Genomic DNA, 14,644 nt, shown 5'->3' with positions numbered 1-14,644 from the left:
CGCGATGGGGAGTGCGGTCGGGTGGGGGTGGTTTCGGTTCACTCGGAGAAGGTTGAGCCGAGGCACCCCCCTCTGCCTGCCGGCATCTCCCCCACAAGGGGGGAGAACGGAGGCTTTGGCGCATGGCGCCTCAACGCCGACGTTTGTGCCAAACTTGGCGATGACGGATGGTCGCGGTATCAGAGCGAGGTCGATCTCCCCCCTTGTGGGGGAGATGTCCGGTAGGACAGAGGGGGGTACGATGCCGGGACGCGGCGTCGAAAGCCCGGCAGGGCAGAGGAGGGTAACCGCGCGCGCAGTCATCATCCCACTCCCTCAATGCGCCACGGCCGCGGCGGCGGCCTCGTCGATCAGCCGGCCGGTGCGGAACCGGTCGAGGCTGAAGGGCGCATTGATCTTGTGCGGCTCGCCGGTCGCCAGCGTATGGGCGAAGACGTGGCCGGAGCCCGGCGTCGCCTTGAAGCCGCCGGTGCCCCAGCCGCAATTGACGTAGAGGCCCTTGATCGGCGTCTTGCCGATGATCGGCGAGCGGTCGGGCGTCACGTCGACGATGCCGCCCCAGGAGCGCAGCATGCGCATCCGGCCGAACTGCGGGAAGAGCTCGCAGATCGCGTCGAGCGTGTGGTTGATGATCTGGATGCCGCCCTGCTGCGAATAGGAGACGTACTGGTCGGTGCCGGCGCCGATGACGAGCTCGCCCTTGTCCGACTGCGAGATGTAGGCATGGACGGCGTTCGACATGACGACGCAGGGAAAGACCGGCTTCACCGGCTCCGACACGAGCGCCTGCAACGGCACGCTCTCGACCGGCATCCTGAGGCCGAAGCGGCCCATGACGACGCCGGTATGTCCCGCCGCGACGACGCCGACGCGCTTCGCCCCGATCGTGCCGCGGCTGGTCTCGACTCCGGCGACCGAGCCGTCGGGATGGCGCTTCAGGCCGAGCACCTCGCAGTTCTGGATGATGTCGACGCCGCGGGAATCTGCGCCGCGCGCATAGCCCCAGGCGACCGCGTCGTGGCGGGCGGTGCCGCCGCGCCGCTGCAGCGCGCCGCCGAGCACCGGGTAGCGAAGATCCGGCGAGATCGACAGCGGCGGGCAGAAGGCCTTGCACTCTTCCGGCGTCAGCCACTCGTTGTCGATGCCGTTCAGCCGGTTGGCATAGACGTGGCGCTTGAAGGAGATGACGTCGTGATGGTTGTGCGCGAGCATCAGGACGCCGCGCTGGGAGAACATGACGTTGTAGTTCAGCTCCTGGGAGAGGCCCTCCCAGAGCTTCATCGCATGCTCGTAGAGCCCGGCGGATTCGTCGAAGAGATAGTTCGAGCGGACGATCGTCGTGTTGCGGCCGGTGTTGCCGCCGCCGATCCAGCCCTTTTCGATGACCGCGACGTTGGTGACGCCGTGCACGGTCGCGAGATAGTAGGCCGTCGCGAGGCCATGGCCGCCGCCGCCGACGATGACGACGTCGTACTCCTTCTTCGGCTCGGGCGCGCGCCACTGGCGCTGCCAGCCCTGATGGCCGGAAGCCGCTTCCTTCAGAAGGGTCTGGAGTGAAAACCGGCGCATCTCTTGCCCCCGCTGACCATGGCGGACAATGCGCAGAGTAAGGCATTTTTGACTAACGCAAAAGCGAACTGGAACGTTTCAAAAGCGACATCGGTGAACAATTTTCCGCGCTGCGCCGAAACGAGGCAGGTTGCGGTAAATCATCAAATTATACAGTGCTTTATGCATTTTCGGAAATCGCCGACGGGCCGTCTGCGCAGGGAAAAGGGCGCAAATCGGCGGCTTCGGCCGTCGCTTCCGCCGGTCGCTCACCCCTGGCCTTTGGCGTCGACATAAGCCCGCAAGACGGCGTTCATGCGGGTGAGGTGACCAGGCCCTTCGGCCTTGAAGTAGTCGTAGACCGCCTGATCGACGCGCAGATGCACCGACTTTTTTCCGCGCGGCTCGACGCGTTCGGCCTTCGCCCAGAATTCCGGCCCGAGCTCGGGCCCCTCGGGGGCGTCGGCCCGGGTTTCACCCCTGCGACCCGCAAGGTCACGCAGTGACGCTCTCGTAATAGCTTTTGCGGTCATGTCGTCCTGCCTTCCATGCTGAAATCAAGCGGACGGCGTTTCGCCTCATGGTGTAGACGACGACGTAGACCTGCCCGTCATGCGCGCCGACAGCGCGGATCCGTGTCTCGCCGTAATCTTCGCGGTCGTCGATGGCCTGCATGATAGGACCGAAGAAAATCTGCGCCGCATCGATGAAGTCCACGCCATGCTTGTCGAGGCTGGACCGCGCCTTGTCGTCGTCCCACTCGAACGTCACGTCCGTCGCCACGCGGTAACCTCGGCAAGTGTACCCAAAATGTGTCCACGGTGCAATCCGCTTGCTCGCGGGCATGCCGGCGCCCGGATCGCCCTGAATTGCTGAATGGAGCTTGACGCAACGAGCAGGCCGAAGGCCAGACCGAAAATGCTGCCTGCGTCTTCGGCCGTCGATGCAGGCCGTCGCGATCGCGGTCGCGGCCCCACGGAGCGAGGCCGCGTCGCAGGCCTCCGGGCCGCCGGGACTAACCTGTCTCCGGGACGTTTTCCGGCCTTTCCATCGCCCGGCGAAACGGTCTAGTGGTCCGATTCCGACATTTGGTACCGTCCTGTAAGGACCGCGACGCAAATGTCGGAATCGAAAGACCACTTCCCAAGTATATGATCCTAGTGGATTTTTCGAATTTGACATTTGATACGACGCCTCACCCGATCGGGACTCAAATGTCGAATTCCATCCACTAGGTCCTTCTGCGCCGCGGCGCATCGCCGCCCCTTTTCCTCCGGACGATCATGACCTCCCGACCCCTCAGACTGGCGATCAACGGTTTCGGCCGCATCGGCCGGACCATCACCCGCATTCTCGCCACAACCGCCCCGGACGATCTCGAACTCCTGCTGGTCAACGACATCGAGCCGCTCGACGCCTGCGCCTATCTGTTCGAATATGATTCGGTCTTCGGCCCCTTTCCCGGCACGGTCGAGGCGCGGCCGGGCGTCCTCTCCGTCGACGGGCGAGAGATCGCCTTCGCCAATGCCCGCGACCTCTCGGCCCTCGACCTTTCCGGCGTCGACGTCGTCCTCGAATGCACCGGCCACAACGACGATCGCGACACGCTGGAGCGCGGATTGCGGGCCGGGGCCGGATCGGTGCTGGTCTCCGGTCCGTCCCGGGCGGCCGACGTCACCGTCGTGATCGGCGCCAACGAGGATTGTCTGGGCGAGGCGCGGATCGTCTCCAACGCCTCCTGCACCACCAACGCGCTGGCGCCGCTCCTGAAGGCGCTCGACGAGGCGTTCGGCGTCGTTTCCGGCCAGATGACCACCGTCCACTGCTACACCGGCAGCCAGCCGACCGTCGACAAGCCGCGCGGCGACGCGGCGCGCAGCCGCGCGGCGGCGCTCTCCATGGTGCCGACGACGACCAGCGCCGGCCGGCTGATCGGCGAGGTCCTGCCGGCGCTCGCGGGCCGCGTCGAGGCGCGGGCGATCCGCGTGCCGACGGCCTCCGTCTCGGCGATCGACCTCACCGTCGCGACGCGGCGGCCGGCGAGCGTCGACGCCGTCAATCGGATGCTGAAGGCGAAAGCGGCCGCCTCGCCGGTCTTCGGCTGGACCGACAGACCGCTGGTTTCGTCGGACCTTCGGGCCCGGCCGGAGTCGATCGTCGTCGCCGGAGCCGAAACATCGCTTGCCGGGGGGCTTCTCAGAGTGTTCGGTTGGTACGACAACGAATGGGGCTTCTCATGCAGAATGCTGGAAATGGCACGCATGATCGGCCAGCGAGATATGGGGAAGAGAGACGCCTGATGTCCAAGGACGAGACGACGCCCGTGTCGAAGCGCCAGGAGGCGCTCGACTATCACGAGTTTCCGCGGCCCGGTAAGCTCGAGATCCACGCCACCAAGCCGATGACGACGGGGCGGGACCTTTCCAACGCCTATTCGCCGGGCGTCGCCGAGGCGTGCCTGGAGATCGAGAGGAACCCCGCCGACGCGGCGCGCTACACCGCCAAGGGCAATCTCGTCGCCGTCGTCTCCAACGGCACCGCCGTCCTCGGCCTCGGCAACATCGGCGCCCAGGCCTCCAAGCCGGTGATGGAGGGCAAGGCGGTGCTCTTCAAGAAGTTCGCCGGCGTCGACTGCTTCGACATCGAGGTGAACGAGACCGATCCCGAACGCCTCGCCGAGATCGTCGCGAGCCTCGAGCCGACCTTCGGCGCGGTGAACCTCGAAGACATCAAGGCGCCGGACTGCTTCCTGGTCGAGCGGCTCTGCCGCGAGAGGATGAACATCCCGGTCTTCCACGACGACCAGCATGGCACCGCCATCGTCGCCTCGGCCGCGGCGCTCAACGCGCTGAAGGTCGCCGGCAAGAACATCGAGGACATCCGGATCGTCGCGCTCGGGGCGGGCGCTGCGGGCATCGCCTGCCTGAAGATGCTGCTCGTCATGGGCGCGCGGAAGGACAACATCACCATGCTCGATTCCAAGGGCGTGGTGCACAAGCGGCGCAACGACCTGTCGGCGGAAAAGGCCGAATTTGCCCGCGACACCGAGATGCGGACGACCCTCGACGCGATGGAGGGGGCCGACCTTTTCCTCGGCGTTTCCGGCCCCGGGCTCTTGACCAGGGAGATGGTGGCGAGAATGGCCGAGCGGCCGATCATCTTCGCGCTCGCCAATCCGACCCCCGAGATCATGCCGGAGGAGGCGCGCGCGGCCTCGCCCGGCGCGCTGATCGCCACCGGCCGCTCCGACTATCCCAACCAGGTCAACAACGTCCTCTGCTTCCCCTTCATCTTCCGCGGCGCGCTCGACGTCGGGGCGACGGAGATCAACGACGAGATGAAGCTCGCCTGCGTCGAGGCGATCGCCGGGCTCGCCCGCGAGACCGCCTCGGCGGAGGTCGGGCACGCCTATCGCGGCGAGCGGCTGACGTTCGGGCCGGACTATCTGATCCCGAAGCCGTTCGATCCGCGGCTCTTGCCGACGATCGCCCATGCCGTCGCCAAGGCGGCGATGCAGTCCGGCGTCGCCACCCGGCCGATCGACCTCGACGCCTATACGGCGCGGCTGAACGGCCAGGTCTACCGGTCCTATTCGGTGATGCGCCGGGTGTTCGACGCGGCGCGGGCCTCCACCCGGCGGATCGTCTTCGCCGAGGGCGAGGACGACCGCGTGCTGCGGACCGCCCAGGCGATGGTCGAGGAGACCCAGGACCGGCCGATCCTCATCGGGCGGCCGGACGTCGTCAACGCCCGGCTCGAGCGGGAAGGACTGAAGATCAAGGCCGGCACGGATTTCGAGATCGTCAATCCCGAGGACGACCCGCGCTATCGCGACTATTGGGGGACGTATTACGAGCTGATGCGCCGGCGCGGCGTCTCCCCCGATCTCGCCCGCGCGGTGATGCGCACCAACACCACCGCGATCGCCGCCGTCATGGTGCAACGCGGCGAGGCAGACAGCATGATCTGCGGCACCTTCGGCGAATATCGCTGGCATCTGAACTATGTCAGCCAGATCCTCGCGGCCGGCGACCTGCATCCCGTCGCGGCGCTGTCGCTGATCATCCTCGACAAGGGACCGCTGTTCATCGCCGACACCCATGTGCACATGACGCCGGATTCCACCCAGGTCGCCGAGACGGTGATCGCCGCGGCCCGCCACGTCCGGCGCTTCGGCGTCGAGCCGAAGATCGCTCTCTGCTCCAGTTCGCAGTTCGGCAATCTCGACAACGAGTCCGGCCGGGTGATGCGCGGCGCCTTGAAGATCCTCGACGCCAAGGCGCTCGACTTTCCCTATGAGGGCGAGATGACCACGGACACCGCCCTCGACGCCGATCTGCGCGACCGGCTGTATCCCGGCGGACGGCTGGAGGGGCGGGCCAACGTTCTCGTCTATGCCAATTCCGACGCGGCGGGCGCCGTGCGCAACATCCTGAAGTCGGTCGCCGGCGGCCTCGAGGTCGGGCCGATCCTGATGGGCATGGGCAACCGCGCCCACATCGTGACGCCCGGCGTCACCGTCCGCGGCCTCCTCAATACCGCGGCGCTCGCCGGATCGGCCGTGTCGAGCTACGGCTGACGAGCGAAACCTGACGAACACCGGCTGGCGAATGCCGGCCGGCGGCGGCGGCGGCAGGGAGCGCCGCTGCCGCCGTTGGCCGGAATATTAAAAATCGTAACAGCGCGCACAACCGCCTGAGAATGAACTAGCTTGCGTCCCGCGAGGCAGGTCTCCTGCGTCTTCGCGGATCGAGGGCGGCGATGATGCGGTTGTTCGTCTTGCTCGTCTGTGTCGTGGCGGCAGTCCTGTTCGTTGAGCGGGACCGCCTCGACCTGGCGTCTCTTCCATTCGTCGCGAGCCTTTTGGGCGAGCCGCAAAGCACAGCGTCAAAGGGCGGCGGCGACGCCGGCCGCGGCGACGCAGCAGGCGCCCGCGCGTCTGCGGGCTCGCACGGCCGCCACGATCGCCCGCCCCCCGCGGTGAGCGTCGCGGCGGCGACCGCCGGCAGCCTGCCGATCACCTTCGACACCATCGGCAGCATCGTGCCGGTCGCCTCGGCGACGCTGAACAGCCAGGTCATCGGCATCGTCGCGGAGATCGCCGTGGCGGACGGCGCCCGGGTGAAGAAGGGCGACCTCCTCGTCCGGCTCGACGATCGCGCCGCGCAGGCGGTCGTCGCCAAGGATCGTGCCGCCTGGGAGCGCGACCAGGCGACGCTTCAGAACGCCCGGGCCTCGTCCGACCGGATCCAGCGGCTGGTCAAGTCCGGCGCCGACACCAAGCAGCAGGGCGACGACGCGCTCGCCGCCGTGCGCCAGGCCGAGGCGACGATCGGCGTCGACGAGGCGGCCATCGCCGCCGACGAGGTCACCCTCTCCAACACCCGCATCACGGCGCCCTTCGACGGCCGGCTCGGTGCCCTGCAGGTCTCGGTCGGCGCCCTCGTGCAGCCGGGAACGGCGATCGTGACGCTCAATCAGCTCCGGCCGGTCTACGCCCAGTTCACGCTGCCGGAAGCGACGCTTGCCGCGGCGCGGCAGACCTTCGCCAGGGGCGATCTCTTCGCCGACGTCACGCCGACCGCGGGCGTCGCCGATTCCGCCGGGGCCCGGGTCGCCGCCAACGTCGCCGCGCGCCCGGCGGGCGAGGGCGCCCTCGTCGCCAGCGCCGATGCCGACCCGACGGGCAAGGTGACCTTCCTCGACAATGCCGTCGACCAGGTCTCGGCGAGCTTCAAGCTCCGCGCGACCTTTCCCAACGACGACGAGGCGCTGCTGCCCGGCCAGTTCCTGACGGTGCGGGTGCATTTCGGCTCTCGCGACGGCCTGGTTCTCGTACCCGGGGTGGCGGTCGAGCCGCGCGACGAAGGCTCGATCGTCTACGTCGTCGGCGAGGATGGCACCGTCGACGTCCGCAAGGTCACCGTGGCGCTGCGGGCGGGCGACGTCGCGGGCATCTCCGACGGGCTGAAGCCGGGGGAGAAGGTCGTCACCGAAGGCCAGCTCAACCTCGCTCGCGGCATGCGCGTCGTCGTCGCCGGCGACAAGGCGAAAGGCGGCGGCGACACGCCGAGACAGAAGGGCGCCGGCCATGCCGGCCATGCCGGCGGGGGAGCGGCCTCGTGAACGTCTCGGCGCTGTTCATCCGCCGGCCGGTCGCGACGATCCTGCTCGCCCTCGGGGTGATCCTCGCCGGCGTCTTCGCCTATCGCCTGCTGCCGGTGGCCGCCCTGCCTGAGGCGGACTTTCCGACGGTCAACGTCTCCGCCCAGCTCGCCGGCGCCTCGCCCGACACCATGGCGACCTCGGTGGCGACGCCGCTGATCAAGCAGTTCGAGACGATCGACGGCGTCGACACGATCACCGCGAGTTCGTCCCTCGGCAACACCTCGATCACCATCCAGTTCGTGCTGACGCGCGACATCGACGCCGCGGCCGCCGACGTCCAGGCGGCGATCGCGCGGGCCCAGCGCCAGCTTCCCGACAATCTGACGACGCCCCCGAGCTATCGCAAGACCAACCCGGCCGACGCGCCGGTGGCGCTCTTGGCGCTGACCGCCGAGGGCGTGCCGCTGACCAAGGTCGACGACATCGCAGAGAACGTCGTCGCGCCGGCGCTGTCGACGATCTCCGGCGTCGCCCAGGCGCAGGTCTTCGGATCGCGCACCTATGCCGTCAGGGTGGACGTCGATCCGGCGCTGCTCGCCGGCCGCGGCCTGTCGCTGACCGACGTCTCCTCGGCGCTCGCCTCGGCCAACGACCAGACGCCGGTCGGCACGCTGCAGAACGCCGCTCAGGCGCTGACCATCGCCGTGCCGACCCAGCGGACGAATGCCGCGGCATTCAAGACGCTCGTCATCGCCCGGCCGGACGGCAACGTCGTGCGGCTCGAGGACGTCGCGAGCGTCCGCGACAGCGTCGACAACGTCAACCAGGGGGCCTGGCTCGACGGCAAGCCGGCCATCGTCCTCGCCGTCCAGCGCCAGCCCGGCGCCAACACCGTCGACGTCGTCGACGCGGTCAAGGCGAAGCTCCCCGAGATCGAGGCGAACCTTCCCGGCGGCGCCGGCATCACGGTGATGAACGACGCCTCGCGGCCGATCCGCGCCGCCGTGTCCGACGTCGAGGTGACGCTGGCGATCACCATCGCACTGGTGATCTTCGTCATCTACCTGTTCCTCGCCCGGCTGAGCGCGACGGCGATCCCGGCCGTCGCGGTGCCGCTGTCGCTCATCGCGACCTTCGGGGCGATGTATCTCCTCGGCTTTTCGATCGACAACATCTCGCTGCTCGCCTTGACGCTGTCGGTCGGGCTGGTGGTCGACGACGCGATCGTCATGCTGGAGAACATCGTCCGCCACGTCGAGGCCGGGATGTCGCCCTTCGAGGCGGCGATCCTCGGCAGCTCCGAGGTGGCGGGGACGATCGTCTCCATGTCGCTGTCGCTCGTCGCGGTCTTTCTGCCGATCCTCCTGATGGGCGGCGTCGTCGGGCGGATCTTCAACGAGTTCGGCGTCGTCGTGACGCTGGCGATCCTCGCCTCCGCCGTCGTCTCCCTGACGGTGACGCCGATGATGGCGGCGCGGCTTCCGGGCGGCCATCCGTCGAGCCGCGGCATTGCCGGGGCGTTCACCCGCGCCTTCGACCGGGTGACGCGCCGCTACGACCGGAGCGTCGGCTGGTGCCTGCGCCACCGCTTCGTCGTAATCCTGTTGTTCTTCGCCTCCGTCGCCGGTTCGGTGTGGCTGATGGCCTCGATGCCGCGCAGCTTCTTCCCGCAGGAGGACATCGGCATGCTGATGGTCTCCACCCAGGCGCGGCAGGACATTTCCTACGATGCCATGCAGGAGCTGCAGGGCAGGGCGGCCGCCATCGTCTCGAAGGATCCGGCGGTCGAGCACGTGACGTCCTCGCTCGGTTCAGGCCCCGGCGGTTCGACCTTCAACACCGGCCGGATGTTCGTCGAGCTGAAGCCGAGGGCGGAGCGGCCGCCGGTCGACGCGACGATCGCCGCGATGCGGCGCGGGCTCGGCGACCTGCCGGGGCTGCAGAGCTTCATCACGCCGTCGCAGAGCCTCAGATTCGGCGGCCGTTCGACCCAGAGCCAGTACCAGCTCGTCGTCCAGTCGCTCGACGCCGGCGCGGCACGCGACTGGTCGGTGAAACTCGCCGACGCCATGCGGGCCGATCCCGGGCATTTCGTCGACGTCGCCTCCGACCTGCAGCAGAACGGCCTGCAGGCGACGGTCGACGTCGACCGGCAGAAGGCCGACGCGCTGGGCATCTCCTCACAGGCGGTGCGCACGGCGATGGAGGCGGGCTTCGGAACCTATGTCGCGACCCAGATCCAGTCGACCGGCGACAGCTACGACGTCATCGTCGAATACGATCCCGCCTTCCACTGGGACGAGAACAGCCTCGCGGCGATCCGCGTGCCGACCTCGGCGGGCACGCTGGTGCCGCTCGCGAGCTTTGCGACGGTCGCCCGGACCTCAGGGCCGGTGACGGTCAACCAGACCGGCCAGCTCACCTCCGTCACGGTCTCCTTCAACCTGCCGGCCGGAACCTCCCTCGGCACCGCCACCGCGGCGATCGACGCGCTGAAGCTCAGCCTCGGCCTGCCGGCGACGGTCCAGACCAGCTATGGCGGCACCGCCCAGATCTTCCAGGAATCGACCTCGAACACGCCGCTGCTGATCGGCGCGGCGATCCTGACGATCTACGTCGTCCTCGGCGTCCTCTACGAGAGCTTCGCGCATCCGCTGACGATCCTCTCCGGCCTTCCCGCCGCCGCCTTCGGCGCGCTCGCCACCCTGCAGCTCTGCGGCTTCGACCTGTCGATCATCGCGCTCATCGGCCTGCTGATGCTGATCGGCATCGTCAAGAAGAACGCCATCATGATGATCGACGTCGCCCTGGCGCTGCAGCGCGAGGAACGGCAGACGCCGCTCGCCGCCATCCATGAGGCGGCCGTGCGGCGCTTCCGCCCGATCATGATGACGACCTTCTGTGCGCTGCTCGGGGCGCTGCCGGTGGCGATCGGGGCAGGCGCGAGTTCGGAGCTTCGCCAGCCGCTCGGCGTCGCCATCGTCGGCGGCCTCGTCGTCAGCCAGGTGCTGACGCTGTTCATCACCCCGGTGATCTTCGTCGAGATCGAGCGGATGTCGGATTTCGTGCGCCGGCGCGGGCGCCGCGCGGCAGCGGCTGCGGCCCCGGCCCCCGCCGAGTGAGCGCAGCGGATGGGGGCCGCCGCCGGCGGTTGCCGCCCGCGACCGAATTTGGCCACCATCGCGGATCACCCCTCGTCGCATCGGCCCGTGTCGTGAAAGGCGTGCGATGCTCTGGATGATCGGCCTGACCGTCGCCGCGCTCGCGGTGACGACGATGATCCATTACGAAGTGATCGTCGGCATCTCCGACCGCTTCGGCCGCAACGGCCACCGCATGCGCCGAATCCTGCCGGTGGCGCTCTCCGTCCTCGTCGCGACGCATCTTCTCGAGATCGGCGCCTATGCCGGCGCCTTCTGGCTGGCCCGCGACGTGCTGCGGATCGGTCTCCTCAACGGCAGCGGGCCGATCGGTTTCGCCGAGATCTTCTACTTCGCCGCCGAGACCTACACCTCGCTCGGCTATGGCGACATCATCCCGGTCGGCGACATCCGGCTCCTGGCGAGCATCGAGCCGGTCGACGGCCTGCTGCTCCTCGCCTGGTCGGGTGCGCTGCTCTACGAGGCGGTGCACGCCACGCGGCCGCTGGCGAGGGGCGCCGCGGAGGCCGAGGATGCCGGGGAGCAGCCGAGGGCAGCGCCCGCCGACGCTCCGCTGCCGGCCGCTCAGGAAGCGCGCCAGGCGGCGCCCGATCTGCCGTTTCCTGCCGACGTGTTGGAGCCTGCCCGGCCGCGGCGGCGCGCCTCCCTCGTCAATTGAGGAAGAACCGGCGCCCTCCGCCGGAGAGCCGGGGCAGGGGCTGCAAGGTATCGTAACAACATTTCCGATCGTTCATGCCACCGCGAGCGCGGCTCGGCGTTTTGAGGACGAAGCCGGACGGGGCCGGCGGGCAGTGCCCGCGACGCGACCCGGTCAGACGGCTCCGCCCGATCGCAAACAGCGATCCATTCGAGCGCCGGCCGGGCCGACGGACCCGCGACGGGACGTCCGCCGCCCGGCGCAAGGAGTATTTTTGATGCGTATCCTCACTGCAACCAGCCTCGCCGTCCTGGCCCTGTCGGCCGCGGCGCTTCCTGCCTCGGCCGCGACGCTGCACCGCCATCATCACGTGGCCGTCAGGCAGCAGACGGTCTTCGCCCACGGGACCCGGGTGAGCTACCCGACCACCGCCTCGCCGCAGCAGAAGGCGATCAACCAGTCGAGCGAACCGGACGCGATCCTCGGCTACGCCTACGGTCCGACGCTCGTTCCCGGCGACGAATCGGACTTCTGATGCGAGGTCCGCTCGATCAGAGCCGGGCTCGGATCAAGCCCGCGCGGCGAATGAGCGTCGTTGTTTCCGGCATCACGAAGTGATCTGCCGGAAACCGTATGACCGACCGTCCGGCGGGAGCGCAGCCACGGCGCTCCCGCACCGGCCGAACGAAAACGAAAAAGAGCGGCGGCTCCGATCGGAGCCGCCGCTCTTTACGTTCTTCAGATGATCGCATGTCGCGGGCACCTCGGCCGGTCGTGCCGTCGGCCGACGACTCGCCCGGCCGTCAGCCGGCCGGGGCGAATGATCGGGAGTGCCTCAGCAGCCCGCGCTCGACAGCATCGCGCTGCCGTCCGAGACGCCGTCGACCTTCACCGAACAGCCGCCGCCGAGATCGAGCGACTTGCCGCTGGCGACTTCCTTGCGGCCGGCGCCGAGAACGTAGAGCGTCGCGCCCTGGTCCGAGACCGCCGAGACGAACACCTTGTGATCGCCGAAGCTCTTGGTCTCGCCGGGCTCGACGCCTTCGCCCGAGCCGGCGGCCGCGGTCTGGGTGTCGGCATTCGAGGCGGCGGCTGCGTCGCTGCCGGAGGCTGCCGACTGATCGGCGGCCGCCGGCTGGTCGGACGCAGCCTTGTCCTGGCCGCCGGCGGCGGCCTGATCGCCCGAGGCGCCGGCTGCGGCCTGATCGCCCGAGGCGCCGGCCGGCTGTTTCTGCTCGCCGGAGGACGCAGCTGCCGCATCGCCGGACATTGCGGCCTCCTGCGAAGAACCGTCGGCCGTCGCCGCGGAGCCTTCCGCCGCGCCGCTGGCGGCGGAGGCCTGATCGGACGACGATGCCTCCTGTGACTGGCCCGTCGCGGCGGCCTCGCCGTCGCAGCCCTTGGCGGAAAGCTTCGCCTTCTGGTCCTCGATCGAATCCAGCGTCACCGAGCAGCCATTGCCGACGTCGACGCTCTTGCCGACCTCGACGGTCTTGCGACCGCCGCCGCCGACGAGGAACAGCGTCGCGTCGTTTTCACCGACGCCGGAGACGAAGATCCGGTTCTTGCCGAAGATCGCGGTCTGGCCGGCATTGAAGCTGTCGCCGGACTTCGACTGTTCGCCGGAAGGCGGGGCCGCGCCCTCGGCCGGAGCGGCGCTCGCCTGCTGCCCGCTGCCGCCGGCCTTCGACGCGTCGCCGGAGCCCGAGGGCGCCGCTGCCGCCTTGTCGCCGCCGCCCTGCTGTTCGCTCGACTGGTCGGACGTCTCGGACTGGCCGGCCTGACCCGACTTCTCCGCCTCGCCGCCCTGCTGCGCAGCCTGTCCGGCGTCGCCGCCGCCCTCGCAGCCCTTGGCCGAGAGCGACGCGGCACCGTTCTCGACGCTGTCGAGGGTGACGCTGCAGCCGTTGCCGGCGTCGAGGCTGGAACCGGTCGCCACCTGCTGGCGCTTGCCGCCGACGACCATCAGCGTCGCGCCGTTGTCGTCGATGCCGGAAACGAAGACCCGCGTCTTGCCGAAGGTCGCCGTGCCGCCGACGGACACCGGGCCGCCGCTGCCGCCGGCCGCGCCGCCCTGGCCGCCGCTCTCGCCGCTGCCGCCCTGGCCGCTGTCGGAAGCAGCGCCGGCCGCAGCCGCCTTCTGCTCGCCGCCCGCGGGCTTTTCGGCCGCCTTCGACTCTCCGCCGGCGGCCGCCTGCTGCTCGCCGCCCTGCGACGAAGCGCCCGCGGCACTTTCGCCCGCGCCGCCCTCGCAGCCCTTGGACGACAGGAAGGCCACGCCGGACAAAACGCCGGAAAGCGTCACCGAGCAGCCATTGCCGACGTCGATCGAGGAGCCGGCCTTCACGTCCTTCGCCTCGCCGCCGCCGGCCGCGATCTTGGCCGAGCCGTCGCCGACCTCGGCCACCGATACCTGGCCCGAACCGAAGATCGCCGACTGGCCGGGAACGAGGATCGCGCCCGTCGCACCCACCGACTTCACCAGCCCGGCGACGTCGCCGCCGCCGGCCGAACCGCCGCCCTGCTGCTGCGCCTGCTCGGCCTGTGCCTTCTGGCTTTCGGAGAGCCTGGAAACGCTGTCCTGCAGCTTGGCGATCTCGGACTTCAGATCCGCGATGCCCTGGCCGGTCGCGTCTTCCTCGCCCGGCTTCGGCTGCACCGCCTCGGCGATCTGGCTGGTCTTGGTGTCGACGCTCTGGCCGAGCTGATCCATCTGGGTCTTCAGCCCGGCGAGCGCGTCGGTGACGCTCTTGCCCGTCGCGTCCAGCTTGGCGCCGATCTCGTCGGAGACCGACTGGACGCCGCTGCGCGTCTCGTCGATCGGGCCCTTCAGCGACGCGATCTGGCTGTCGACGTCCTCGCGCACGTCGTCGACGTCCGGACCGAGCAACCAACCGATGAACAGGCCGACGACGAGCGCGACGACGATCGGAATGAATTTCGAGCCGCCCATGCAATCTACCTCCCGGGGGATTTTGTGGAGGCCTTGAAAGGACTCAGGAAGCCGGCGGAAGTCAACCGCGGGAAGCGTCAAAGCAAGTTTTTTTGCACCCGCCCTTGTCGTCGGGCGGCCGGATCAGATCTTCGCGCGGATGGCCGGCGCGTCCGATGGCCACGATCGACGCGGTCGCTTCGGGGGCTTCGCCGGTGGCCATGAGCCCCGCCGGGCGCCTGCAGCAAGCGGCCGCTT

11 protein-coding genes are annotated in these 14,644 nt (G+C 69.1%); 6 read left to right on the top strand and 5 right to left on the bottom strand.

Annotation, left to right across the window (positions count from 1 at the left end):
• Positions 1-315: 315 nt before the first annotated feature.
• From J1C47_RS19430 to J1C47_RS19420, 3 genes are all read right to left on the bottom strand, one after another.
• Entirely contained in the window at positions 316-1,569 is a 1,254-nt protein-coding gene (locus J1C47_RS19430) for a sarcosine oxidase subunit beta family protein (protein WP_207352453.1), read from the bottom strand.
• A 248-nt stretch (positions 1,570-1,817) separates the two neighbouring features.
• Complete coding sequence (locus tag J1C47_RS19425; protein ID WP_207352452.1) at positions 1,818-2,081, bottom strand: BrnA antitoxin family protein; 264 nt, start codon at positions 2,079-2,081, stop codon at positions 1,818-1,820.
• The gene (locus tag J1C47_RS19420; protein ID WP_342592022.1) at positions 2,044-2,331 is read right to left on the bottom strand and encodes a BrnT family toxin; all 288 of its coding nucleotides are present in this window, start codon (positions 2,329-2,331) and stop codon (positions 2,044-2,046) included. The genes J1C47_RS19425 and J1C47_RS19420 overlap by 38 nt, the downstream gene beginning before the upstream one ends.
• 500 nt (positions 2,332-2,831) lie before the next feature.
• On the opposite strand from J1C47_RS19420, the gene J1C47_RS19415 reads away from it, so the two are divergent.
• The 6 genes from J1C47_RS19415 (at position 2,832) to J1C47_RS19390 (ending at position 11,989) form a co-directional block, all read left to right on the top strand.
• Positions 2,832-3,848 carry a type I glyceraldehyde-3-phosphate dehydrogenase gene (locus tag J1C47_RS19415; protein ID WP_207352450.1) on the top strand — a complete coding sequence of 339 codons (1,017 nt, stop codon included), beginning with the start codon at positions 2,832-2,834 and terminating at the stop codon, positions 3,846-3,848.
• Entirely contained in the window at positions 3,848-6,127 is a 2,280-nt protein-coding gene (locus J1C47_RS19410; RefSeq protein ID WP_207352449.1) for an NADP-dependent malic enzyme, read from the top strand. Before J1C47_RS19415 ends, J1C47_RS19410 begins: the two co-directional genes overlap by 1 nt.
• Positions 6,128-6,528: 401 nt before the next feature.
• On the top strand, positions 6,529-7,674 hold the full coding sequence (locus tag J1C47_RS19405; RefSeq protein WP_342592021.1) for an efflux RND transporter periplasmic adaptor subunit: 1,146 nt from the start codon (positions 6,529-6,531) through the stop codon (positions 7,672-7,674).
• Positions 7,671-10,778: an efflux RND transporter permease subunit gene (locus J1C47_RS19400; RefSeq protein WP_207352448.1), complete on the top strand. Its 3,108-nt coding sequence runs from the start codon at positions 7,671-7,673 to the stop codon at positions 10,776-10,778. Before J1C47_RS19405 ends, J1C47_RS19400 begins: the two co-directional genes overlap by 4 nt.
• Before the next feature lie 106 nt (positions 10,779-10,884).
• The gene (locus tag J1C47_RS19395; RefSeq protein ID WP_207352447.1) at positions 10,885-11,475 is read left to right on the top strand and encodes a potassium channel family protein; all 591 of its coding nucleotides are present in this window, start codon (positions 10,885-10,887) and stop codon (positions 11,473-11,475) included.
• A 256-nt stretch (positions 11,476-11,731) separates the two neighbouring features.
• Positions 11,732-11,989 carry a hypothetical protein gene (locus J1C47_RS19390; RefSeq protein ID WP_207352446.1) on the top strand — a complete coding sequence of 86 codons (258 nt, stop codon included), beginning with the start codon at positions 11,732-11,734 and terminating at the stop codon, positions 11,987-11,989.
• Between the two features lie 300 nt (positions 11,990-12,289).
• On the opposite strand, the gene J1C47_RS19385 is transcribed toward J1C47_RS19390, so the two are convergent.
• The gene (locus J1C47_RS19385) at positions 12,290-14,407 is read right to left on the bottom strand and encodes a hypothetical protein (protein WP_207352445.1); all 2,118 of its coding nucleotides are present in this window, start codon (positions 14,405-14,407) and stop codon (positions 12,290-12,292) included.
• Between the two features lie 61 nt (positions 14,408-14,468).
• Positions 14,469-14,609: a hypothetical protein gene (locus tag J1C47_RS19380; protein ID WP_207352444.1), complete on the bottom strand. Its 141-nt coding sequence runs from the start codon at positions 14,607-14,609 to the stop codon at positions 14,469-14,471.
• Between the last annotated feature and the right edge of the window lie 35 nt (positions 14,610-14,644).

This window comes from Jiella sonneratiae, from assembly GCF_017353515.1.
In the GTDB taxonomy this organism is placed as follows: Bacteria; Pseudomonadota; Alphaproteobacteria; order Rhizobiales; family Rhizobiaceae; genus Jiella; species Jiella sonneratiae.
The sequence above is the reverse complement of the archived record's forward strand: the minus strand, read 5'-3'. Positions and strand labels throughout refer to the sequence as shown.